Origin of the sequence: Mesorhizobium sp. M0029 (assembly GCF_040323735.1) — a bacterium.
Classification (GTDB): Bacteria; Pseudomonadota; Alphaproteobacteria; order Rhizobiales; family Rhizobiaceae; genus Mesorhizobium.
Genome location: NZ_JAMYVF010000015.1, coordinates 26486 through 47545, shown reverse-complemented (window position 1 = coordinate 47545; position 21060 = coordinate 26486). Strand labels below are relative to the sequence as shown.

25 protein-coding genes are annotated in these 21060 nt (G+C 64.7%); 11 read left to right on the top strand and 14 right to left on the bottom strand.

Going from position 1 to position 21060, the window contains the following annotated elements:
- Positions 1-13: 13 nt before the first annotated feature.
- The 6 genes from NKJ76_RS22875 to NKJ76_RS22850 form a co-directional block, all read right to left on the bottom strand.
- Positions 14-391 (bottom strand): hypothetical protein, encoded by a 378-nt coding sequence (locus NKJ76_RS22875; protein WP_023691959.1) that lies wholly within the window; start codon positions 389-391, stop codon positions 14-16.
- Entirely contained in the window at positions 388-702 is a 315-nt protein-coding gene (locus NKJ76_RS22870) for a hypothetical protein (RefSeq protein ID WP_023714116.1), read from the bottom strand. The genes NKJ76_RS22875 and NKJ76_RS22870 overlap by 4 nt, the downstream gene beginning before the upstream one ends.
- A gap of 100 nt (positions 703-802) precedes the next feature.
- Positions 803-1417, bottom strand: a complete 615-nt coding sequence (locus NKJ76_RS22865) for a LysE family translocator (protein ID WP_023683073.1) — start codon at positions 1415-1417, stop codon at positions 803-805.
- Positions 1418-1513: 96 nt separating this feature from the next.
- Positions 1514-2974, bottom strand: coding sequence for an amidase (locus NKJ76_RS22860; RefSeq protein ID WP_031251330.1), 1461 nt, complete (start codon positions 2972-2974; stop codon positions 1514-1516).
- The gene (locus NKJ76_RS22855; protein WP_023726465.1) at positions 2971-3879 is read right to left on the bottom strand and encodes a ribokinase; all 909 of its coding nucleotides are present in this window, start codon (positions 3877-3879) and stop codon (positions 2971-2973) included. The genes NKJ76_RS22860 and NKJ76_RS22855 overlap by 4 nt, the downstream gene beginning before the upstream one ends.
- Before the next feature lie 141 nt (positions 3880-4020).
- Entirely contained in the window at positions 4021-4926 is a 906-nt protein-coding gene (locus NKJ76_RS22850) for a methylated-DNA--[protein]-cysteine S-methyltransferase (RefSeq protein WP_023669734.1), read from the bottom strand.
- A 115-nt stretch (positions 4927-5041) separates the two neighbouring features.
- Here NKJ76_RS22850 and NKJ76_RS22845 point away from each other — a divergent pair, with 115 nt between their 5' ends.
- The gene (locus NKJ76_RS22845; protein WP_352499025.1) at positions 5042-5857 is read left to right on the top strand and encodes a class I SAM-dependent methyltransferase; all 816 of its coding nucleotides are present in this window, start codon (positions 5042-5044) and stop codon (positions 5855-5857) included.
- A gap of 10 nt (positions 5858-5867) precedes the next feature.
- On the opposite strand, the gene NKJ76_RS22840 is transcribed toward NKJ76_RS22845, so the two are convergent.
- Positions 5868-6362 carry a DUF2244 domain-containing protein gene (locus NKJ76_RS22840; protein WP_023669732.1) on the bottom strand — a complete coding sequence of 165 codons (495 nt, stop codon included), beginning with the start codon at positions 6360-6362 and terminating at the stop codon, positions 5868-5870.
- Positions 6363-6384: 22 nt separating this feature from the next.
- On the opposite strand from NKJ76_RS22840, the gene nth reads away from it, so the two are divergent.
- Complete coding sequence (gene nth, locus NKJ76_RS22835; protein WP_023707573.1) at positions 6385-7218, top strand: endonuclease III; 834 nt, start codon at positions 6385-6387, stop codon at positions 7216-7218.
- Here the strand turns inward: nth and NKJ76_RS22830 are convergent.
- The 4 genes from NKJ76_RS22830 to NKJ76_RS22815 form a co-directional block, all read right to left on the bottom strand.
- Complete coding sequence (locus tag NKJ76_RS22830; protein ID WP_023683079.1) at positions 7178-8686, bottom strand: tripartite tricarboxylate transporter permease; 1509 nt, start codon at positions 8684-8686, stop codon at positions 7178-7180. The genes nth and NKJ76_RS22830 overlap by 41 nt on opposite strands.
- A 9-nt stretch (positions 8687-8695) precedes the next feature.
- Positions 8696-9169, bottom strand: a complete 474-nt coding sequence (locus tag NKJ76_RS22825; protein WP_023686558.1) for a tripartite tricarboxylate transporter TctB family protein — start codon at positions 9167-9169, stop codon at positions 8696-8698.
- Positions 9170-9263: 94 nt separating this feature from the next.
- Positions 9264-10241 carry a tripartite tricarboxylate transporter substrate-binding protein gene (locus NKJ76_RS22820; RefSeq protein ID WP_023704194.1) on the bottom strand — a complete coding sequence of 326 codons (978 nt, stop codon included), beginning with the start codon at positions 10239-10241 and terminating at the stop codon, positions 9264-9266.
- Between the two features lie 178 nt (positions 10242-10419).
- On the bottom strand, positions 10420-10875 hold the full coding sequence (locus tag NKJ76_RS22815) for a DUF2214 family protein (protein WP_023704193.1): 456 nt from the start codon (positions 10873-10875) through the stop codon (positions 10420-10422).
- Between the two features lie 141 nt (positions 10876-11016).
- On the opposite strand from NKJ76_RS22815, the gene NKJ76_RS22810 reads away from it, so the two are divergent.
- The 3 genes from NKJ76_RS22810 to NKJ76_RS22800 all read left to right on the top strand — a co-directional run bounded on the left by NKJ76_RS22810 (position 11017) and on the right by NKJ76_RS22800 (position 13150).
- Positions 11017-11247 (top strand): YdeI/OmpD-associated family protein, encoded by a 231-nt coding sequence (locus NKJ76_RS22810; protein ID WP_023683083.1) that lies wholly within the window; start codon positions 11017-11019, stop codon positions 11245-11247.
- A 142-nt stretch (positions 11248-11389) separates the two neighbouring features.
- On the top strand, positions 11390-11929 hold the full coding sequence (locus tag NKJ76_RS22805; protein WP_023686555.1) for a GNAT family N-acetyltransferase: 540 nt from the start codon (positions 11390-11392) through the stop codon (positions 11927-11929).
- A 120-nt stretch (positions 11930-12049) separates the two neighbouring features.
- Positions 12050-13150 (top strand): OmpA family protein, encoded by a 1101-nt coding sequence (locus NKJ76_RS22800; protein WP_023735111.1) that lies wholly within the window; start codon positions 12050-12052, stop codon positions 13148-13150.
- Here NKJ76_RS22800 and NKJ76_RS22795 read toward each other — a convergent pair.
- Positions 13137-13910, bottom strand: a complete 774-nt coding sequence (locus tag NKJ76_RS22795; protein WP_023686553.1) for an IclR family transcriptional regulator — start codon at positions 13908-13910, stop codon at positions 13137-13139. The two genes, NKJ76_RS22800 and NKJ76_RS22795, sit on opposite strands and share 14 nt — an antisense overlap.
- A gap of 206 nt (positions 13911-14116) precedes the next feature.
- On the opposite strand from NKJ76_RS22795, the gene NKJ76_RS22790 reads away from it, so the two are divergent.
- The 5 genes from NKJ76_RS22790 (at position 14117) to NKJ76_RS22770 (ending at position 19341) form a co-directional block, all read left to right on the top strand.
- Positions 14117-15094, top strand: coding sequence for a Bug family tripartite tricarboxylate transporter substrate binding protein (locus NKJ76_RS22790; protein ID WP_023686552.1), 978 nt, complete (start codon positions 14117-14119; stop codon positions 15092-15094).
- A gap of 125 nt (positions 15095-15219) precedes the next feature.
- Complete coding sequence (locus NKJ76_RS22785; protein WP_023700086.1) at positions 15220-15756, top strand: tripartite tricarboxylate transporter TctB family protein; 537 nt, start codon at positions 15220-15222, stop codon at positions 15754-15756.
- Positions 15757-15760: 4 nt separating this feature from the next.
- Entirely contained in the window at positions 15761-17284 is a 1524-nt protein-coding gene (locus NKJ76_RS22780; RefSeq protein ID WP_352538411.1) for a tripartite tricarboxylate transporter permease, read from the top strand.
- A gap of 15 nt (positions 17285-17299) precedes the next feature.
- Positions 17300-18478, top strand: a complete 1179-nt coding sequence (locus NKJ76_RS22775; RefSeq protein ID WP_031195530.1) for a CaiB/BaiF CoA transferase family protein — start codon at positions 17300-17302, stop codon at positions 18476-18478.
- The gene (locus tag NKJ76_RS22770) at positions 18475-19341 is read left to right on the top strand and encodes a citryl-CoA lyase (protein ID WP_352538410.1); all 867 of its coding nucleotides are present in this window, start codon (positions 18475-18477) and stop codon (positions 19339-19341) included. The genes NKJ76_RS22775 and NKJ76_RS22770 overlap by 4 nt, the downstream gene beginning before the upstream one ends.
- A 7-nt stretch (positions 19342-19348) precedes the next feature.
- Here the strand turns inward: NKJ76_RS22770 and NKJ76_RS22765 are convergent, their stop codons facing one another.
- The gene (locus tag NKJ76_RS22765; RefSeq protein ID WP_023669717.1) at positions 19349-19825 is read right to left on the bottom strand and encodes an NUDIX hydrolase; all 477 of its coding nucleotides are present in this window, start codon (positions 19823-19825) and stop codon (positions 19349-19351) included.
- Between the two features lie 122 nt (positions 19826-19947).
- Positions 19948-20220 (bottom strand): hypothetical protein, encoded by a 273-nt coding sequence (locus NKJ76_RS22760; RefSeq protein ID WP_023669716.1) that lies wholly within the window; start codon positions 20218-20220, stop codon positions 19948-19950.
- 248 nt (positions 20221-20468) lie between these two features.
- On the opposite strand from NKJ76_RS22760, the gene NKJ76_RS22755 reads away from it, so the two are divergent.
- Positions 20469-21059, top strand: a complete 591-nt coding sequence (locus tag NKJ76_RS22755; protein WP_023669715.1) for an invasion associated locus B family protein — start codon at positions 20469-20471, stop codon at positions 21057-21059.
- The last annotated feature ends 1 nt before the right edge of the window (position 21060 follow it).

Genomic DNA, 21060 nt, shown 5'->3' with positions numbered 1-21060 from the left:
CGATATCGGCTGCTTACTCGTCGAGCAGCCGATAGGTTTCGCTGCCATCCTGCCTATGCTGTTGCTCGACCGGAACTTGCGAACCCATGGCTCGTGGTGTTTCCGCATGGCCGTATACGAAAATCAGGTCGTTTTCGCTGAGACGGATACCATACAGGTAACGAAACCCACCGTTGATCCAGCCCTTTGGGTTCGGCGAGGCATCGAGAACACTGACAACCGTGCCTGTCGCCCGTCCCAGGCTGATGATCGGGCTGCTGTGTCCGGCGGCAGGCCTCATGATTGCAAAAATGCACGCGCCAAGCAGCACGGCAGCAAAAGCGATGCCCCAGACGTTTTCTCGCAGAATTGGCAAGGCGAGAGCCAAGCGTGCTTGTGCAAGGCGGGTCATTCTGGAAACCGGTAGAAGACGAAGCCATTATCACGCGTGACGCGCTCCAACTTTGCCGGCGCACCGATCAGATGCGGACGATCGTCATCGACAAGAATGGACGAACCGGTTTCGAGAGCAACCAGATAAAGGGTGCGGTCGTGGTCCGAATGGGCGCTTTTGACTGTTGCGTCGATTGGCTCGACTGACCGGATAGCGCTCGCATCATTCGTCCATTTGTAGAGAGCCGAAGGAACCATCACCGCGAACAGGGCGGCGGTCAGAATCACGCCGGGCGCGTTCCTTTTTATGCCAGCGTAAGTCCATGACATCGACGTGAATCCCCTAACGCGGATTCATGTGGTGGCGCGAAAGCTGACTTTCAATCAGGCTTCACGTACCGGCTCCGTTGGGAACGACCGTTGGCGGTCGTCACTTCGCCTTGGAAAACGCCAGCCACAGGCCGCCGCCGACCAGAAAGCTGCCGCTGATCCTGGACATCAGCTTGATGCGGCTGGCCGAGAGCAGGCGTCCGGCGCGGCTGGCGGCGAGCGCATAGGTGGAATCCGAGACGGCGGCAAAGATCATCGCGGTGAGGCCCATGACGACGATCTGTAGCGTGTAATTGCCCTGCGGGGCGATAAATTGCGGGAAGAAGGCGCCGAAGAACACCAGGGTCTTGGGGTTGCTGAGCGCCACCAGCAGACCCTGCAGGAAGAAGCCGCCACGCGGCTTTCTCGCCGTGCCGTCGCCGTTCAGCGTGCCCTTGGCGCGGAACATCTGCACGCCCATCCAGATCAGATAGGCGGCGCCGATCAGACGCACCCATTCGAACCAGTGGCCCATGCCCGCGATCAGCGTGTTGAGGCCGATGCCGACGATGGCGATCATGATGGCAAGCCCGGCCTGCGTGCCGGCGACATTGGCAAGCCCGGCGCGGTAGCCATGGCGGATGCTGTTGGCGATGATCAGCGTCACAGTCGGACCGGGCACCAGGATGATGACGATGCAGGCAAGGACATAGGCGGCGTAGAGTTCCAGCGACATGGGGATTTCCTCGAGGATGCGCTTAGGCGGCTGGCTGCAATCAATGCATGGCGGCGGGGCTGGTGCAAGCCGGTCGCAGACCGGCCGCCCCTCGCGTCAGGACGCCCCAGCCTGCCAAGGCAAGGTCGCCTCATAGGCCGCTCCGGCCCTGAGCACGGCGAGGTCGCCGCGCGGCCGGCCGATCAGCTGCATGCCCAAGGGGCGGCCTTTGTCGTCGAAGCCGACGGGCACGTTGAGCGCCGGACAGCCGCCGAGCGTGGCGAAGGCCGAAACCTGCATCCAGCGATGGTAGCTGTCCATCGTCCGTCCGGCGACCTCACTTGGCCAATGCGTGCCGACTTCGAAAGGAAACACCTGCGCCGTCGGCAGCGCGATGAGATCGAAGTGCTCGAACAGCGACAGCAGCGTCCGGTGCCAGGAGGTGCGGATGACCGAGGCCGCGCGGATCTGCGGCGCCGTCAGCCGCATGGCGTTCTCCACCTCCCAGACGGCTTCCGGCTTCAGCAGGGCGCGCTTGTGCGGGTCGTCATAATGGACTTTCAGCGCCGAGCCGCTGCTCGCCTGCCGCAGCGTCACGAAGGCTTGCCACAGTGCCTCGAAATCGAAATCCGGCAGCAAGGGCTCGGTCAGGAAGGATGCCTCCGCGAAGCGGCCGAGTGCGGCCTCGCACAGATCGAGGATGCCAGGCTCCACCGGCAGGTGACCGCCGAGATCACCGAGCCAGCCGACGCGGCCGCCGCTTGCCGGCGTTGCCAGCCCTTCGAGGAATGAACCAGGCTTTTCCCAGGACAAGGGCGCATGCGGATGGTAGCCCGCCTGCACATCGAGCAGCAGCGCCATGTCGCTGATGCTGCGGCCCATCGGCCCGTCTATGCCCATCTGAGCATGAAAGACTTCCAGGTCCGGCCCTCCGGGGACAAGGCCCTGCGACGGGCGGAAGCCATAGACATTGTTCCACGCCGCCGGATTGCGCAGCGAGCCGCCGAAATCGCTGCCGTCGGCGACCGGAACCATGTCGAGTGCAAGGGCGACCGCAGCGCCGCCGCTCGACCCGCCTGCGGTGAGCGCCGGATCGAAGGCGTTCAGCGTCGGGCCGAACACGTTGTTGTAGGTGTTGGATCCCAGCCCGAATTCGGGAACATTGGTCTTGCCGATGATGATGGCGCCGGCCTTGCGGATGCGCTCGACGAAGAAATCATCCTCCTGCGGCACGAAATCGGCGAAGATCGGCGAGCCGAAACTGGTCCTCAAGCCGCTCGTCATGGCGAGGTCTTTTATCGCCATCGGCAGGCCGAACAGCGAGCCGGCCGGCCCGCCTTGCGCTAGATGCGCGTCCGCCGCGTCGGCCTCGCGCAGGATGTCGGAGCGCTCGCGCAACGAGACGATGGCGTTGACCAGCGGGTTTACCGCGTCGATGCGGTCGAGGAATGCGGCGACCAACTCGCGCACGGACAGGCGGCGCAGCCGGATCGCCTCGGCCAGGTCGACAGCGGACATCCGGCAGATGTCGCCGGCGGGGGGCACGGCGTGCTTCGTTGTAGGGCGCAGGGCAGTCATCCGGCGTTGTTGCGCAGGGCGGTGTCCACATCCGCGGCCAGCGGGATGGCCGGCTGGGCGCCGGGCTTCAGGCAGGCGAGTGAGCCGGCGGCTGCGGCGCGGGTGAGAGCCTGCTCCAGCGGCAGGTTGGACGCCAGCCCGGCAGCGAGATAACCGCAAAAAGTATCGCCGGCCCCGACCGTGTCGACCGGCGTGATTTTCAGCGCCGGCACGGTCAGGAAATCCTCCGGGGTCGCCGCCAGCACGCCGTCGCCGCCGAGCGTGACGACGATGGTGCGGCCGGTTTTGCCGGCGAAGTCGCGCATGCGCGCCGGGCGGTCGCGGCCTTTCAGCGACAGCGCCTCGCCGTAAAGGTCGAATTCGGTTTCGTTGGCGACGGCGTAATCGGCCTTGCCGAGCAACGCTGCCGCCTCGCTACGGAACGGCGCGGTGTTGAGCACGGTGACGGCGCCGGCGGCGCGTGCGGCGTCAAGCGCTGCATCGACGGTCTGCAGCGGGATCTCGTGCTGCAGCAGGACGACGTCGCCCTTCGCAAGGAAAGCCTTGGCGAGATCGCCGGGCAGCACCGAATCATTGGCGCCCGGCACGACGGCGATGACATTCTCGCCATCGGCGCCGACGAGGATCAGCGCCGTGCCGGTGGAGGCGAAGCTCTGGCCGACGCCGGAGAGATCGACCTTGCCGGCCACGAGCAAAGCCAGGGCTTCGGTTGCGAAATTGTCCTTGCCGACGGCGCCGACCATGCGCACCTTGGCGCCGGCGCGCGCCGCAGCCAGCGCTTGGTTGGCGCCCTTGCCGCCGGGCGCGGTGGCGAAGCCGGAGCCGCGGACCGTCTCGCCCGGCGAAGGCAGGCGGTCGACATTGGCGATAAGGTCGAGGTTGATCGAGCCGACAACGATGATCAAGAAAGCCTCCTGCGGAATGCGCGGGAAGCTAACCTGTAAGCCGGCGGCTTGCCAGAGCGTGCGGATGTTTTGCGCCGGGAGCTCGCAAAAAGAACAACACCGGCGAGGGGATTTCGCCGGTGTTGTTTGATGCGGGCAGCTTCAGGACGCGGTCTGGCCCGCTTCCCAACCGAGGATGGCGCGTTTGCGGGTCAGGCCCCAGTGGTAGCCGGTGAGTGCGCCGGACTTGCCCAGCGCCCGATGGCAAGGGACGACGAAGGACAATGGGTTGGCGCCGACCGCCGCTCCCACCGCCCGGCTGGCGTTTGGCGCGCCGATCCTGGAGGCGATCGAAGAATAAGTGCAGGCCTTGCCCATCGGGATCCTGAGCAGCGCGTCCCAGACGCGCAGCTGGAAGTCGGAGCCGATCATCACCACGCGCAGCGGCTGGTCGGCGCGCCACAATGTCGGATCGAAGATGCGCGCCGCATAGGGCTGGGTGGCGCTCATGTCCTCGACATAGGTGGCGTTCGGCCAGCGGCCCGACATGTCGGCGAAAGCCGCCCGCTCGCCGCCCGGATCGTTGAAGGCGAGCCCCGCAAGGCCACGGTCGGTGACCATGATCAGGGCGATGCCGAAGGGCGAGATGTGGTAGCCGTAGCGGATGGTCAGGCCGGCGCCGCGCGTCTTGTAGTCGCCCGGCGACATCGCCTCGTGGGTGACGAACAAATCGTGCAGCCGGCCGGGGCCGGACATGCCGAGTTCGAACGATGTTTCGAGGAGCGGCATGCCGGAATCGAGCAGTTTGCGGGCATGGTCGAGGGTGACCGCCTGCAGGAAGGCTTTTGGCGACAGGCCGGCCCAGCGGGTGAACAGTTTTTGCAGGCCCGTGGGTGTCTCGCCGACATCGGCTGCCAGGGCTTCCAGCGAGGGCTGGTCGCGATAGTCGAGGCTGATCTTCTCGATGGCGCGGCGCACGACCTCGTAGTCGCTGCCCTCGGGGGTGATGTCGTGCTGCAGGATCGCTGTCGGTTTCATCTGCGTATTCATGGTCATCTGGGCGTTCATGGCAATATCTCCTTGACCGCGAATATCGGTCTTTCCGCCCCTTGCAACCACCCGAAACTTGCCTTGTTGCCGCCTGTTCCCAGATAAATACTGGATTGCGCCCCGGGAGATGCCGATGGCCGGCGAAAGGGTGAATCTGAGCGGAGCAAGGGAGACCTTGCTGATGACGCTTTATGGCAAGGCGCTGGAAAGCCGGCTGCCGCATTCGCTGCTCGGGGATCGCTTCGCCGACGAGGCCGTGCGCAAGATCGACTATGATTTCTCGCACCTCAAGGTGGACACCAATCTCGGCATCGGATTGGCGATTCGAGCCAAGACCTACGACGTGCGAGTTCAAGACTTCATCGCCAGAAATCCCGGCGCCATCGTGCTGCATCTCGGCTGCGGGCTCGATACGCGCATTTTCCGTGTCGATCCACCCGAAGGCGTGGAGTGGTTCGATGTCGATTTTCCGGATGTCATCGCGCTCCGGCGCAAGCTTTACCCGTCCCGGGACCACTACCACCTCGTCGGCTCTTCGGTAACCGACCCAGACTGGCTGGCAGAAGTGCCGCGCAATCGTCCGGCCGTCGTGGTGATGGAGGGGTTGACGCCTTATCTCCCGGTAGAGGAGGGGCCACGGCTGCTGTCACGCCTTGTCGCGCATCTTGCCGGCGGCGAGCTGATGTTCGACGCCTACAGCCACTTCGGCCTGAAGATGCTGCGCCTCAATCCGACCATCAGGGCGACGGGCGCCGAGGTTCACTGGGCGATCGACGACCCGCAGGTACTGGAGCGTGCCGTTCCGAAGCTGCGCTTTGTCGACGATATCTCGGCCTACAGCGCGGAACGCACAGCGCATATGAGCTGGTCCGCAAAACTGTTCATCGGGCTCTGGAGACACATTCCCGCATTGCGCAAGGTCGGCAGGATTTTACGCTACCGGTTCTGACGCGCCGGCTCTAACGCGTCCTGGCTTTTGTCAGAGCACGTGAAAATGCAGTGGCAAAACTCTCGCGGGAGTCAGGGTCCAGGAATGACCCGATCGGCACATTCTGTCCTTGTGCTTCCACCGTCATCCTGGTGATGCCGATCTCGGCATGGCGAGCGACGGAAAAGCGTGCCCAGAACGGGTTGAAGCGATGCGCTTCCGACTTTCCCGAGGGCGCCGTCTTGCGGATGTCGAGGCTGGTGCGCGACACCGACACTTCCTCGCGGGCACGGGCGGCACGATAGTTGGCGCGGAAGGCGATGTAGACGGCGATGACGTCGAGGCCGAAGAAGCCGAACACCGGCCAAGCGCCGCGCGACAGGAAAAACGCCCCGGTCACCACCCAGCCGAACAGCAGCGCGCCCATCAGCACGGCAAAGCCGGTGCGGCCCAGCGAGCGGTGCGGTGTCAGCAGCGCCTGGAAGAATGGCTCGTCGGCCTGAAACGAGGCGTTTGTGTCGCTCATCCCAGGATATTATAGGAGGGATATGGCCAGCCCCAAGTCCAAAAATCTTTCCCTATCCAAAAGTGAACTGCCGCCCGGGCGGCGCGACGGCTCGAATGCCAAGCCGCGACCGCGGCCGGCGCGGCTCCGTTCGCTCTACAGCGCCGCCGAGGTGCATGAGATCTTCCGGCGGTTTTCGGTGCAGCGGCCCGAGCCGAAGGGCGAGCTCGAGCACGTCAACGCCTTCACGCTGCTGGTGGCCGTGGTGCTGTCGGCGCAGGCGACCGATGCCGGCGTCAACAAGGCAACGCGGGCGTTGTTCAAGGTCGCCGACACACCTGAAAAGATGCTGGCGCTGGGCGGAGCCAGGGTCGGCGAGTACATCCGCACCATCGGACTCTGGCGCAACAAGGCCAAGAATGTCGTGGCGCTCTCGGAGGCGCTGATACGCGATTACGGCGGCGAGGTGCCCAGCGAGCGCGATGAGTTGGTCAAGCTGCCGGGGGTCGGGCGCAAGACCGCCAATGTCGTGCTCAACATGGCATTCGGCCAGCACACGATGGCGGTCGACACCCATATTTTCCGCATCGGCAACCGCCTCGGCCTGGCGCCAGGCAAGACCCCGGAGCAGGTCGAGGAAGGGCTGCTGCGGATCATTCCGGATGAGTATATGCGCCATGCGCATCACTGGCTGATCCTGCATGGCCGCTATGTCTGCAAGGCGCGCAAACCCGATTGCCCGGCCTGCGTCATTGCCGATCTCTGCAAGGCCGAGGTGAAGACGACCGATGTGCCGGCGCCGCTGGTGGAAATCGCGGCGCCCGGCGTCCCGACAACTAGCTTTCCTCCACGAACACCTCTTCGCGCTTCTTCTTGACCGACGGCAGGAAGACGACGACGAGCACGGCCAGTGCGACGAGCAGCAGGCCGGCGCTGATCGGCCGCGTCACGAAGGTCGAAGGGTCGCCGCGCGACAGGATCATGGCGCGGCGCAGGTTTTCCTCGAGCAGCGGGCCGAGCACGAAGCCGAGCAGCAGGGGGGCGGGTTCGCAGCGCAGCTTGGTCAGGATGTAGCCGAGCAGGCCGAAGAATGCCACCGCGTAGAGATCGAAGGCGTTGGTGTTGACGCTGTAAACGCCGATCGAGCAGAACGCCATGATGATCGGGAAGAGCACATAATAGGGGATCGTCAGCAGCTTCACCCACAGCCCGATCAGCGGCAGGTTCAGCACGATCAGCATCAGATTGCCGATCCACATCGAGGCGATGATGCCCCAGAACAGCGCCGGCTGCTCGATCGCGACATTGGGGCCGGGCACGATGCCCTGGATGATCATGGCGCCGATCATCAGCGCCATGACCGGATTGGCCGGAATGCCCAGCGTCAGCATCGGAATGAAGGAGGTCTGGGCGCCGGCATTGTTGGCCGATTCCGGTCCGGCGACGCCGGCAATGGCGCCCTTGCCGAACTCCTCCGGGTGTTTCGACACGCGCTTTTCGACCGTGTAGGAGGCAAAGGCCGCAAGCACCGCGCCGCCGCCGGGCAGGATGCCGAGCGCCGAACCGATGATCGTGCCGCGCACGATGGGCGCGGCCATCGCCTTGAAGTCGTCGCGGGTCGGCATCAGGCCGGAGACCTTTTTGATCATCACCGAGCGCTCGTGCTCGTTTTCGAGATTGCGCAGGATCTCGGCAACGCCGAAGACGCCGACCGCCACCGCGACGAAGTTCAGCCCGTCGGCATATTCGCGGATGCCGAGCGTGAAGCGCGGCGTGCCGGTGTAGATGTCGGTGCCGACAATGCCGAGCAGCAGGCCGAGCACGACCATCGCCAGCGCCTTGACGATCGAGCCGTGGGCGAGCGCGATGGACGAGACGAGGCCGACGATCATCAGCGAAAAATATTCGGCCGCGCCGAATTGCAGGGCTATTGCCGTCAGCGGCGGGGCAAAGACGGCGACGAGAAAGGTCGACACCGTGCCGGCGAAGAACGAGCCGATCGCGGCGATCGCCAGAGCCGCCCCGGCGCGACCGTTCCTGGCCATCTGGTAGCCGTCGATGGCGGTCACGGCCGAGGAGGATTCGCCGGGCATGTTGATGAGAATGGCGGTGGTCGAACCGCCATACTGGGCGCCGTAGTAGATGCCGGCCAGCATGATGAGGGACGAGACCGGGTCGCCGATCTGGAAGGTGATCGGCAGCAGCATGGCGATGGTTGCGGTGGCGCCGATGCCGGGCAGGACGCCGATCAGCGTGCCGAGCAGAACGCCGATGAGGCAAAAACCCAGATTGGCCGGCGTGGTGGCCGTCGAAAAGCCGAGTTCGAGGTTCCTGAGGAGGTCCATCTCAGCGCCTCACAATGCCAGCCATTGGGGCAACCAGGGGCCGAAGCGCTGGAATGGCAGCCCGAGCGCGTAGCTGAAGACCAGCACCGAAAACAGCGTCAGGCCGGCCGACAGCAGAAGTGCCGTCAGCGGCTTCATGCGGGCGCTGGCAAAAGAGGCGATCAGCGCCGTCAGGAAGATCGACGGGACGAAGCCGAGGCCGCGCACGGTCATGCCGAAAAAGATCGGCGCCGGCAGGATGAACAGCATGCCGCGCCACGCAATGGGGCCGATCGGCTCGCCCTCGACGCGCACCGCCTGGACGAGGATGATGGCGCCAAGCACGATCAGCACGATCGCCAGCACCAGCGGGAAATAGCCCGGTCCCATGCGGAAGGCGGTGCCGATTTCGAGGCCGAGCGATTGTATCGCGAAAAAGGCGCCGAAAAAGATGAACAGCGCGGCGCACAGGCCGTTTGTCCTGTCGATGGCGAAAGGTTTCATGGCGGTCCTCCCTGACCCTTGCGACGGCTGCCGTTGCAAATGTGAAACGGACGTCGAAGCGAAAACGGGGCGCCGGCAGCGCCCCGTTCAAGCCTCAGTCGGCGTATTGGCCGGCGGCTTCGATGATCGGCTTCCAACGCGTGATCTCGCCTTCCAGCTTGGCCTTCAGCGCTGCCGGCGTCGCGTCGGACTCGGACGACGGCTTGGTGCCCAGTTCGGCAAAGCGGGCGATGACGTTGGGGTCCTTCAGCGCGACCTGGAGCGATTTCGACAGTCGGCCGGTGATCTCGGCCGGCGTGCCCTTCGGCGCATAGAGGCCGTGCCAGATGCTGACCTGCACCGCGGGCAGGCCGGCTTCGATGGTCGTCGGCACGTCCTTCAGCACGTCGAGGCGTTCCGGCGTGGTGACGGCATAGGCCTTGATCGTGCCGCCCTGGATCTGCTTGGTGGTGTTGGTGGTCTGGTCGCACATAATGTCGACCTGGCCGCCGAGAAGGTCGGTCATGGCCGGGCCGGTGCCCTTGTAGGGTACGGTGACCAGCGGCGTGCCGATGGCGCTCATGAATAGCATGCCGCACAGATGCGAGGCAGCGCCGATGCCGGCATTGGCTACAGTGATGGTGTCCTTGTTGGTCTTGGCGTATTCGACCAGCCCTTTCAGGTCGGCCGGCTCCAGGTCCTTGCGGGCGACGATCGCCATCGGCACCTCGGTGACGAGGCCGACATACTCGAAGGCGTTCAGCGTGTCATAGGCGAGTTTTCTGTAGAGGGTCGCGCTGGTCGCCATGCCGATGTGATGGAGGAGCAGCGTGTAGCCATCCGGGTCGGCGTTGGCGACGCGGCCGGCGCCCAGCGTGCCGCCGGCGCCGCCGACATTTTCGACGATGATCTGCTGGCCAAGATCCTTCGACATGGCTTCGGCGACGAGCCGCGTAACCGTGTCGGTCGGACCGCCGGCCGCAAACGGCACGACGACGGTGATGGTGCGCTCGGGATAGGTCTGTGCGCTGGCGGCGAACGAATAAAGCGAGACGGCCGCGGCGGCGGCCAGGGCGGCTACAATTTTCCTCATCGTAATTCTCCTCCCAGGATATCAATCTCCGATCGCTGTGCAGGTCAGGCAGCGACGGTGCAACAAAGGCAAGCTAACAGATTGTCGCCTGACGCAAACTGCAAAATACAGCCGTGCGCAACCATGGCGATCAGTGCGGAGTATGCCCGGCGGAGATGGGTTTGGTGTTGGCGTTGCTTCAATAACCGTAGCCGCGCGCCATCGCCGCCGCGAAGATCGGGATCAGCAGGAAGATGAAGGCTTCGGCGCGCACATAGGTCTTCACCGAGGCGAGTTCCGCCACCGGCACCTGAAAGCCGGGATTTGCACTGGCTTGCCGCTTCCAGGAGATGAAGCGGATGGTCGGGATGATCGACAGCAGGCCAACGATGCCGAATGCCGCCATCTTGGCCCAGAACACCCAGTTGTAGACGTAGAATTCCCAGCCCTTCAGGCCGTAGATGACGCGGCAGATGCCGATGATGATGATCAGCATGGCGATGATGCCATAATGGCGGTCGATGCCGGCAAGCCGCTTGAGCGTGGCGGCGGAGAGGTCGCCGCGGATCAGGACAAATTCGGCGCCGATGATGCCGGCCAGCGACAACACCAGCAGATGATGGAAAATGGCAAGCACGAGATCGGTGGTGTCCATGGCGTTCTCCTCCCATTGGCGGTATCGAGACCGGCCCTTGCCGGACCGGTTGCGAAAGGTAGCATCGTTCGGCAGAATTCCCAGAGGCGGACCTGGGTTGGACCATCGGCGTCGCCATCCTGACAGCTGGGGTTTTCTGAAATGACCGGACTGAAGCGCGCCCTGAACCCGATGCCGGACGACATCCGCATCGCCCTGACCGAAAAAGGACTGACAGCGGCCTACGAGGCGCGGCCGGACTACCAGAAGAACGATTATCTCGGCTGGGTCGCCCGCGCCAAACGCAGCGACACCAGGCAGAAGCGGCTCGACCAGATGCTGGACGAATTGCGGCGCGGTGGGCTCTACATGAAGATGGTCTGGCACGGCTGAAAGTAAGCCGACGCTGTTCGCTTCGACCGTCTGGTCGCGCCAGGCCGTTCGGAAGCTTCCCTGGCTGAATGATGATCCGGCTTGGCCCTTGTCCGGGCGCGCTGGTTTGCTAAGCGCTGACCGTCAACGGAGGCAGAGTTTCATGGGCAGTCCAAAAACAGCCGGCGTCCCGGTTCTCGAAACGGAACGGACCATCATGCGGGCGCACCGGATCGAAGATTTCGACGACTATGCCGTCATGTGGGCCGACCCCGTCACCACCCGTTTCATAGGCGGCAAGCCGCGGACGCGGGAGGAAAGCTGGATGCGGTTCCTGCGGCATGCCGGCCTGTGGTCGCTGCTCGGCTACGGCTTCTGGGCGGTCGAGGACAAGGCCAGCGGTCGCTTCATCGGCGAAGCCGGATTCCACGACCTGAAGCGCGACATCGAGCCGTCGCTCGAGGGCATTCCGGAAGCCGGCTGGGCGCTGGCGCCGCAAGCGCATGGCAAGGGTCTTGCCAGCGAAGTCGTCAGAAGGGCCCTGGCCTGGGGCGACGAAACCTTTGCCGGCGCGAGAACCGTCTGCATCATCGATCCGGAAAACACCGGCTCGTTGAACGTTGCGGCAAAGTGCGGCTACACCAAGGTCCTGGAAACCACCTATCACGACGGGCTGACGATCCTGCTCGAACGGCGGGTGTGAAGCGCTTCATCGACGCAATTTCCACGTTCTGCCAGGGTTGGCTATTCTAATCTAGCTACGCAATTCCTGTGGGAAAACCGCTCACACTTTTCCTGGAATTGCTCTTTGGGGGAGCCGACCATGCGTGCGATCAATGCGATATTTCTGAAGCTTTTCTGGGCGGGGCTGCTGCTCCTGGCGGCCGTGCAACTGGCGGGCGCCGATGCGACGGTGCCGACCGCCGACATCGAGGGCGGTGCCGACAATCATCTGGCCAAGCGCTACGAGGGGTCGTTCATCGTCTCCTACGAAAAATTCGCCTATACCGATTTTACAGTGCCGCTGTCGCCGCTGAAGCCGAGCGCCGATCCGGATGCCCGTGACACGATGAACAACCGTGTGTTCGCGCCGGACAAGAAGGCTGAGGTCGAAGGCGCGCTGACCCGCATCGCCTATGTGCTGCCGGCCGAGCGCTCCCCGCTCGAAGTGCTGCGCAACTACCAGGATGTGATCGCGGCCGCCGGCGGCGAAGTCCTGTTCGAATGCAAGAAGGAAGAGTGCGGCGGCGCCGCCGACCGGTCGTCGAGCGGTGGCGGCGGCGACATGAGCCTGATGATGTATTTCTTCCATGAAAGCGACGTCAAGGACGCGGCCTTTTCCAATGGCGCCTGTGCGGTAACCACCGGTATCAACGACCAGCGCTTCTTCGCTGCCAAGGTGCCGCAGGATGGCGGCGACGCCTATGTCACTGTTCAGGCCTATTCGCTGATCGACGACCTCTACTGCAAGGAACTCAACGGCCGCACCATCGCCGTCGTTCAGGTGCTGGAGCCCAAGGCGCGCGACAAGAAGATGGTGGTGGTCGAAGCGGCCAAGATGGCGGATTCGCTGTCGGCCACCGGCTCCATCTCGCTCTACGGCATCTTCTTCGACACCGACAAGGCCGACATCAAGCCGGAATCGGAACCGACGCTGAAGGAGATCTCGACGCTTCTGACCAACGAGCCCGGTATGGCGGTGATCGTCGTCGGTCATACCGACAACCAGGGCGCCTTCGACTACAATATCGATCTGTCGTCGCGGCGGGCGCAGTCGGTGAAGGCGGCGCTGGTCTCGAAATACGGCATCGATGGCGGCCGGCTGACCGCCGCCGGCGCCGGCATGATGGCGCCCGTCGCCAGCAATGACGGCGAAACCGGCCGCGCCAAGAACCGCCGTGTGGTGCTGGTCAAGGCGAACTGAGGCCGATCACGGTTTCAGCGCCGGCTAGGCGCGCTGCCTGCTCCAGCATCGAGGCATCCTCGCCGAAGGCGCGGGTGGCGCGAGCGGCGGCCTCCAGCAGGTCCGGTGTCATGCGGCGCAGGAACGCCGTGTCGACGCGTGTCGACGGGCCGGCGAGCGTCAAGGCGCCGAGCAGAACGCGGCCCGGTCCGAACACCGGCACCGAGACGCCCGCCGTCTCAGGGTCGCGGTCGCCGATCGACAGATAGTGGCAGGCGTTGCGGATGGTCTCGTATGGTTCGCCCGGCTGGCCTGAAAACGCTGCCAGCACGCGGCCGCCAGAGCCGGTGAGCAACGGCAGCAGGTCGCCTTCCCGGATCGTGTAGCGGATCGGGTGCTTGGATTCGACGCGGTAGAGACAGGTGCGGGCGTCGCCCGAGCGGACATAGAACGCCACGCTTTCCCAGCTGCGTTCGGCAAGATCGCGCATGATCGGCAGCAAGATGTCGACCGCCACGACCGAGCGCTGGTAAAGCGCGCCAAGCCGGAAGGTGGCGGGTCCGATGCGGTAGCGGCCATCGTCGAGCCGCTCCAGCAACTGCCCACGCAGCAATGAGTTCGCTAGCCTCAAAATGGTGCTTTTGTAGAGCCCGGTGCGCGCCGCGATCTCGGCCAGGCTGAGCGAGCGGTCGGCGGTCGCGAACGCGTCGAGAATGGCGATCGCGCGGTCGAGCGCGGCAACACCATCGGCCGGCAACGGCTGGGATCGCGCTTCGGTCATCTCACGAACAGTTTCATTCCAGTTTACCTGCTCGGACAAAGGCCGGCCGAAGCGATTGTGCCGCACATCCATGGTTCTGTCTAGTAGAACAGCGTTCCTGTTGACAGAACGTACCGAAATCGGCATGAATTTTTGCCGAGCGGGTCTGTTTTCAGGCTACGTTTCTGGCAGGCACCGGAGGAGGTGTCGTGATTTGGAGGAATCCCATGCTGAACAGACGCAGATTTTTGATGAGCACCGCGGCCGCAGGCGCTGCCGGATTCGTTGCAACGCATTTGACGCCCGCCCTCGCTCAGGATGCACCGCAGATCCAGATCTTCGTGCCGGCCGCGCCCGGCGGCGGCTGGGACCAGACGGGGCGCACCATCGACCAGGTGCTGCGCAGTGAAAAACTGATCTCCGGCTCGCAGATCACCAATGTCGGCGGCGCCGGCGGCACGGTCGGCCTGCCGCAGTTCATCAGCCAATGGAAGGGCAAGGGCAATTCGCTGATGGTGGCCGGCATGGTCATGGTCGGCGCCATCATCGCCAACAAATCGGCCAACAACCTCTCCGAAGTGACGCCCATCGCTCGCCTCACCGGCGAGTTCGAGGCGCTGGTGGTGCCGGCGGATTCGCCGTTCAAGACGGCCGGCGATTTCGTCGCCGCGCTCAAAGCGGATCCGACCAAGGTTCCGGTGGCCGGCGGCTCGGCCGGTGGCTCCGACCACATCCTGTTCGGGCTGATCGCCAAGACGGTCGGCGTTCCGGCAACCAACCTCTCCTATGTGCCTTTCGCCGGCGGCGGCGAGGCGCTGTCGGCGCTGCTCGGCAACCAGGTGGCGGCCGGCATTTCCGGCTTCGGCGAGTTCTCCGAGCAGGTCAAGGCGGGCGCGCTTCGGCTGTTGGCGATCTCCGCCGACAAGCGCCAGGACGGCATCGACGCACCGACGATGAAGGAAGCCGGCATCGACGTCGAACTGTTCAACTGGCGCGGCGTATTCGCACCGCCAGGCGTCTCCGACGCCGACAAGGCGGCGATGGTCACGATGATCGAGACCATGGCCAAGAGCGATGCCTGGGCAGCCGAATGCAAGAACCGCAACTGGACCCCCATCCTTCTGACCGGCGACGATTATGCGAAATTCCTCGTCGACGACACCGCCCGCATCACCGCGATCCTCAAGGATCTCGGCCTCGCCTGATGTCTTCAGGGGCGGCCACGGCCGCCCCTTCCGACATTAGCCTGCGAGATGGACATATCATGCGCTGGGAGTGAAACTGCGGATGCGGCCGGCGGGAGGATGCCGGCCATCTCGGGAGGACATCGATGAGCACCAGCGACCAGCAGCCGGCGCCCCCGCGCCTTGCCATGCCCGAATTGTTGATCGGCATCGGGCTTCTCGCCTGTGCCGCGGCCGTGGCGTGGCAGACCCTGGCGATCCCGGTTTCGCCGCTCTATTCCAAGGTCGGGCCGACCGTCTTTCCCTACATCACCATGACCGGCATGATCGTGCTTTCGCTGCTGCTCATCGTCGCCGCGCTGCGCGGCGGCTGGCAGCCGCAGGAAGAAAAGGAGACGCCGACCGACTGGAAGGCGATGGGCATCGTCGTTGCCGGCCTGGTCGCCAATCTGGTGCTGATCCAGCCGCTCGGCTTCACCGCCGCCTCGGTCATCATGTTCGTGCTCGTCTGTTATGGCTTCGGCAGCAAGCACACGCTGCGTGATGCGCTGACCGGCCTTATCCTGGCGCTGGCCGCCTATTTCGGATTCGCCAGGGCGCTCGGCGTCAACATTGGCGCCGGCTTTATCGAAAACCAGCTGAACACGGTGATCGACGCGATCATCGCCACGGTAAGGGGCTGACGCCATGGAGACGCTCGGCCATCTCGCCCACGGATTTTCCGTCGCTTTCTCGCCGATCAACCTGTTGTGGTGCCTGGTCGGCACCACGCTCGGCACCGCGATAGGCGTGCTGCCCGGTCTCGGACCGGCGCTGACCATCGCGCTGCTGCTGCCGATCACCTATCAGGTGGCGCCGGAGGCGTCCTTCATCCTGTTTGCCGGCATCTATTACGGCGCCATGTATGGCGGCTCGACGACCTCGATCCTGCTCAACACGCCGGGCGAAAGCGCCACCATCGTCACCGCGCTGGAAGGCAACAGGATGGCCCGCTCGGGTCGCGGCGGCGCGGCACTGGCGACCTCGGCGATCGGCTCCTTCGTCGCCGGCACCATCGGCACGATGGGCGTCGCCTTCCTGGCGCCGGTGGTGGTGAAGTTCGCGCTGGCCTTTGGTCCGGCCGAATATTTCTCGCTGATGGTGCTCGCCTTCATCACGGTTTCGGCGGTGCTCGGCTCGTCCTCCGTGCGCGGCCTCACCAGCCTGTTCATCGGCTTCGTCATCGGCATGATCGGCGTCGACCTGCAGACGGGACAGCCGCGCTTCACCTTCGGCATGAACGAACTGCTCGATGGCGTCGATGTCATCATTGCCGCGGTCGGCCTGTTTGCCGTCGGCGAGACGCTCTACATGGCCTCGCGCCGCTATGCCGGCAAGGACGAGATCGTGCCGCTCAAGGGATCGCTCTACATGACAGCGGCCGAATGGGGACGATCGTGGAAGCCATGGCTGCGCGGCGCTTTCATCGGCTTCCCGATCGGCGCCATGCCTGCCGGCGGCGCCGAGATCCCGACCTTCCTGTCCTATGCCATCGAAAAGAAGCTGTCGAAGCACAAGGAGGAGTTCGGCACGGTCGGCGCCATCGAGGGCGTTGCCGGACCGGAAGCCGCCAACAATGCGTCTGCCGCCGGCGTGCTGGTGCCGATGCTCACCCTTGGCCTGCCGACCTCGGCGACCGCCGCAATCATGCTGTCGGCCTTCCAGAGCTACGGCATCAATCCGGGACCGCTGCTGTTGACGACGCAGGCCGATCTGGTCTGGGGCCTGATCGCCAGCCTGTTCATCGCCAACGTCATCCTGGTCGTCCTCAACCTGCCGCTGATCGGGCTGTGGGTACGGCTGTTGAAAATCCCGGCGCCGCAGCTCTATGCCGGCATCCTGGTGTTCGCCACCGTCGGCACCTACGGCATCTCGCAATCGCCGATCGACCTCGTCATCCTCTATCTCCTGGGGGCCGCCGGCTTCCTGATGCGGCGCTTCGATTTCCCGACAGCGCCGGTCATCATCGGCATGATCCTGGGGCCGCTCGCCGAAACGCAGTTCCGCCGGGCGATGACGATCTCGAACGGCGACTGGTCGGTGTTCTACACACACAAGCTGTCGCTGGTGCTGCTGATCCTCGCCTTCATCGGGCTCGCCGGTCCGCATATCTGGGCCTTCATCGAGCATCGGCGCCGGCGCGGACCGGAGCATGTGCCGGGCGATGCCTGAGCAACCTGGAGCATCATGACCGATCTGCTTGCCGGCATCCGCATCCTCGACCTGACCAATGTGCTGGCGGGCCCTTATTGTGCCTATCAGCTGGCGCTGCTCGGCGCCGATGTCATCAAGGTCGAGACGCCGCAAGGCGGCGATCTGGCGCGCCAGCTCGGCGCCTCGCCGGCGCTCAACAAAGCCGGCATGGGCGCGTCGTTCCTGGCGCAGAATGCCGGCAAGCGATCGGTGGTGCTGGATCTCAAAAGCGAAGCCGACCGCGAACGCTTCCTCGATCTCGTCGCCTCGGCCGACGCGCTGGTCGAGAATTTTCGACCGGGCGTGATGGGGCGGCTGGGTCTCGGCTATGAGGTGCTGAAAGCGGTCCGCCCCGGTCTCGTCTATTGCGCCATATCCGGTTTCGGCCAGAGCGGGCCGATGCGCGACAATCCGGCCTACGACCAGATCATCCAGGGGCTGTCCGGTATCATGAGCATCACCGGCACGCCGGAGACAGCACCCTTGCGGGTCGGCTATCCCGTCGCCGACACGCTGGGCGGGCTGGTCGGGGCCTTCGCAATCGCCGCGGCGCTGGTCAAGCAGAAGACCTCGGGCGAGGGCGCGTTTCTCGATGTCTCGATGCTCGAATGCACGCTGTCGGCGCTGGGCTGGCCGGTGTCCAACTATCTGACCGCCGGTGTCGAGCCGCAGCCGATGGGCAATGAGAACATGACGGCTGCGCCCTCCGGCGCGTTTCGCACCGGCGACGGCCTGCTCAACATCGCCGCCAACAAGCAGGAGCAGTTCGTCACGCTTTGCCGGCTGATCGGCCAGCCGGAACTGGCCGACGATCCGCGCTTTGCCGAGCGCGAGACGCGCAAGCAGAACCGCGCCTCCTTGAAAGGGCTGATCGAGACAGCGCTTGCGAGCGCCTCGGCGGCTGCCTGGGAAGAAAAGTTCAACCGCGCCGGCGTTCCGGCGGGCCGGGTGCTGACGATCCCGCAGGTGCTTGGCGAGCGCCAGGTGGTCGAGCGCGACATGACCACGCGTTTCCAGGGCCTGCCCGGCATGGAGCAGCCGCTGACAGTGGTGCGCGGCGGCTTCATGGTCGATGGCGCGGCACCCTTGCCGGTCCTGCCGCCACCGGTGCTGGGTGAGCATATGGACGAGGTTTTTTCCACCCTGCCGCCGCGCGCCAGGAGAAGCGCGTGAGCGAGAGAAAAACCGGCCGCGAGCGCGGCGAGGAGTGGTGGCAGACCGGCATCATCGAGATGAGCCCCGGCATCATCCGGCTGCGCGGCTATGAAATCCAGGAGCTGATCGGCCGCGTCAGCTTTCCGGCAACGATCTGGCTGATGCTGCGCGGCGAATTGCCGAGCGAGGAGCAGGCGGCGCTGCTCGGCATTGCGCTGGGGGCGGCCGTCGACCACGGGCCGCAGGCGCCGTCGATCGCAATCGCGCGCATGGCCATCACCTGCGGAGTCGGCATCAACAGCGCCATGGCGTCTGCCGTCAACGTGCTGGGTGACGTGCATGGCGGCGCCGGCGAACAGGCGCTGTCCTTCTATGGCGACATTGCCGTGGCACTTGACCAGGGTGTTGCGCTGGACCAAGCCGTAGCCGCACGGCTCGACCGTTTCTTCGCCGAGGAGAAAGGCTATGTGCCGGGATTTGGCCATCGCTTCCACCCGGTCGATCCGCGCGCGCCGCGCCTGATCGAAGTGACGCGCGATTTTGCCGCGCGCGGCGTCGTCAGCGGACGCTTCGCCGACATCGCCGAGGCCGTCGAAGCAGAGGTGGCACGGCGCAAGGGCAAGAAAATACCGCTCAACATCGACGGCGCCACCGCCGTCATCTATGGCGAGCTCGGCTTTCCGCCGCCGTTGACGCGCGGCCTGTTCGTGCTCTCGCGCTCGGTCGGCATCCTGGCGCATGCATGGGAGCAGTCGCAGCAAAGCGACCGCAACAAGGGTCCGCTGCCGCGCGAATGGCTGTGGGCCTATACGGGCACGCCGCTGCGGCCATTTCCCGCTGAGGGGGATGAGGGTCCCACTAAAGGGGACGAGGGCAAGTGAGGTTGGTTCAGGCTGGGTCCGGCACTGCCGGCTGAGGCGGCGCCAGGTTGGCCATCAGCGTCGAGAGATCCGGCTCATCGATGAGCAACGCCGCGTCCTGCGGCTTGAGCCATGCCCGCTGGCGGCTCTTGGCCTCCTGCCAGTTGGCCAGTTCCTCGGACACCTCCAACAGATAGACGACGACGTCGACGCGCACGAAATTGTGCTCCAGCCGTTTCCAATAGGAATAGCTGCCGGCCGGCGCCTTGCGGGTCTTGCCGAGCACGCCGGCTTCTTCGCGCGCCTCGATGGTGGCGGCCTTGCGCCCGCTCTTGCCTTTCATGGGCCAGCCCTTGGGCACGATGAACCGCTTCGTCGCTCGCGACGTCACCAGCATCACTTCGAAATTGCCTGAAACGTCCAGGCGAAAGGGAATGGCGGCGACCTGGCGAATGCGTTCGCCTCGCCTTGCCTTGCGTACCGCCTTTTTCTTGGTCGTCGCCATGTGCTGAAAATCCGGTCGGCGGGCGCACCGCCGCACGCCGCCTGCAAACCCCTGATATGCCCGCGAGGCAATGAGGCATTTTTAGTAAATAAGTCGACTAAGTAAATCGCAAGCGACCGATATCAACGGCAAACACGCACAATCTGGTTGTTGACGATCTGAATCGGACAAGCTTGCCGGACGACGGGCACTTCGGGGCGCGGCTGCGGCACGATCCGACGGTCCTGCTCGCGATATTGCTGCTGCTGTTGCTGGAACTGCTGCCGCTGCAGGCTGTTGCGCAATTGCTGCAGCTGGTTCTGCTGGATCAGCCGGTTGGCGCTGGGATTGACGGACTGAGCCGCAGCAGATTGCATGATGCCGGCGAGCGTTGCCGCCGCCAGCATTGCCGACATGAGAACTGTCGATAGGCGAAGCGTCGACATCAGTTCATTCCCGTACAGATATGACCTCCTCTCTATATAGGGCGTTCGTCTCGATCTGCCATGGGCCGGTCTGCCATGGGCCGATCTGCCACGGGTTGGCGAAATCCCTGAGGAAGCGGCCCGGCCGCACTTGACAGAAAAGATCGATTGACCGCTCTATCGGGCGCGGATCTCGGCCTCAATCGCGGCTGACTCGAGGCACAATCGGGAGCATATTGATGAAAAGCAGGCAAGTATATTTCGCGGCGCTACTGGGCAGCATCTGTATTCTTGGCCCGGTGGCAGTCGCGGCGCAAACCAAGACCGACAAGGCGGCGCCTGCCGCCGCAGCGCCCGCCCCTGCTGCCGGCCCGACATTGCCTGGCGGCGCCTCGGCGCTGTCCGAGACACATGGCGACTGGACGGTCAATTGCCAGGTAACCGGCACGGCCAAGGTTTGCAGCCTGTCGCATCAGCAGTTCAACAAGCAGTCCAACCAGCGCCTGCTGGCCATCGAGCTGTCGAGCAAGAGCGGCGAGGATGCCGCCGGAACGCTGGCGCTGCCGTTCGGCCTGGCGCTCGCCAAAGGCGTCAGCCTGACCATCGACGACCAGAAGCTGGAAGGCAGCCTGCCGTTCAACACCTGCCAGGCCGTCGGCTGCCTGGTGCCGGTGGCGTTCGATGCCAGCGTCACGCCGCTGCTCAAGGCAGCCACCACGCTGAAGATCGACGCCTTCGCGGCCGACACCGGTCAAGCGGTGAGTTTCACCATCCCGCTCAACGGCTTCGGCGGCGCACTGGCACGGACCGCGGAACTCTCGGCGGACTGAG

Excerpts from the sequence above, each read along its gene's own strand:
- NKJ76_RS22875 (WP_023691959.1), bottom strand. The coding sequence starts at position 391 with ATGACCCGCCTTGCACAAGCACGCTTGGCTCTCGCCTTGCCAATTCTG.
- NKJ76_RS22870 (WP_023714116.1), bottom strand. The coding sequence starts at position 702 with ATGTCATGGACTTACGCTGGCATAAAAAGGAACGCGCCCGGCGTGATT.
- NKJ76_RS22865 (WP_023683073.1), bottom strand. The coding sequence starts at position 1,417 with ATGTCGCTGGAACTCTACGCCGCCTATGTCCTTGCCTGCATCGTCATC.
- NKJ76_RS22860 (WP_031251330.1), bottom strand. The coding sequence starts at position 2,974 with ATGACTGCCCTGCGCCCTACAACGAAGCACGCCGTGCCCCCCGCCGGC.
- NKJ76_RS22850 (WP_023669734.1), bottom strand. The coding sequence starts at position 4,926 with ATGAACGCCCAGATGACCATGAATACGCAGATGAAACCGACAGCGATC.
- NKJ76_RS22845 (WP_352499025.1), top strand. The coding sequence starts at position 5,042 with ATGGCCGGCGAAAGGGTGAATCTGAGCGGAGCAAGGGAGACCTTGCTG.
- NKJ76_RS22840 (WP_023669732.1), bottom strand. The coding sequence starts at position 6,362 with ATGAGCGACACAAACGCCTCGTTTCAGGCCGACGAGCCATTCTTCCAG.
- nth (WP_023707573.1), top strand. The coding sequence starts at position 6,385 with ATGGCCAGCCCCAAGTCCAAAAATCTTTCCCTATCCAAAAGTGAACTG.
- NKJ76_RS22830 (WP_023683079.1), bottom strand. The coding sequence starts at position 8,686 with ATGGACCTCCTCAGGAACCTCGAACTCGGCTTTTCGACGGCCACCACG.
- NKJ76_RS22825 (WP_023686558.1), bottom strand. The coding sequence starts at position 9,169 with ATGAAACCTTTCGCCATCGACAGGACAAACGGCCTGTGCGCCGCGCTG.
- NKJ76_RS22820 (WP_023704194.1), bottom strand. The coding sequence starts at position 10,241 with ATGAGGAAAATTGTAGCCGCCCTGGCCGCCGCCGCGGCCGTCTCGCTT.
- NKJ76_RS22815 (WP_023704193.1), bottom strand. The coding sequence starts at position 10,875 with ATGGACACCACCGATCTCGTGCTTGCCATTTTCCATCATCTGCTGGTG.
- NKJ76_RS22810 (WP_023683083.1), top strand. The coding sequence starts at position 11,017 with ATGACCGGACTGAAGCGCGCCCTGAACCCGATGCCGGACGACATCCGC.
- NKJ76_RS22805 (WP_023686555.1), top strand. The coding sequence starts at position 11,390 with ATGGGCAGTCCAAAAACAGCCGGCGTCCCGGTTCTCGAAACGGAACGG.
- NKJ76_RS22800 (WP_023735111.1), top strand. The coding sequence starts at position 12,050 with ATGCGTGCGATCAATGCGATATTTCTGAAGCTTTTCTGGGCGGGGCTG.
- NKJ76_RS22795 (WP_023686553.1), bottom strand. The coding sequence starts at position 13,910 with ATGACCGAAGCGCGATCCCAGCCGTTGCCGGCCGATGGTGTTGCCGCG.
- NKJ76_RS22790 (WP_023686552.1), top strand. The coding sequence starts at position 14,117 with ATGCTGAACAGACGCAGATTTTTGATGAGCACCGCGGCCGCAGGCGCT.
- NKJ76_RS22785 (WP_023700086.1), top strand. The coding sequence starts at position 15,220 with ATGAGCACCAGCGACCAGCAGCCGGCGCCCCCGCGCCTTGCCATGCCC.
- NKJ76_RS22780 (WP_352538411.1), top strand. The coding sequence starts at position 15,761 with ATGGAGACGCTCGGCCATCTCGCCCACGGATTTTCCGTCGCTTTCTCG.
- NKJ76_RS22775 (WP_031195530.1), top strand. The coding sequence starts at position 17,300 with ATGACCGATCTGCTTGCCGGCATCCGCATCCTCGACCTGACCAATGTG.
- NKJ76_RS22765 (WP_023669717.1), bottom strand. The coding sequence starts at position 19,825 with ATGGCGACGACCAAGAAAAAGGCGGTACGCAAGGCAAGGCGAGGCGAA.
- NKJ76_RS22760 (WP_023669716.1), bottom strand. The coding sequence starts at position 20,220 with ATGTCGGCAATGCTGGCGGCGGCAACGCTCGCCGGCATCATGCAATCT.
- NKJ76_RS22755 (WP_023669715.1), top strand. The coding sequence starts at position 20,469 with ATGAAAAGCAGGCAAGTATATTTCGCGGCGCTACTGGGCAGCATCTGT.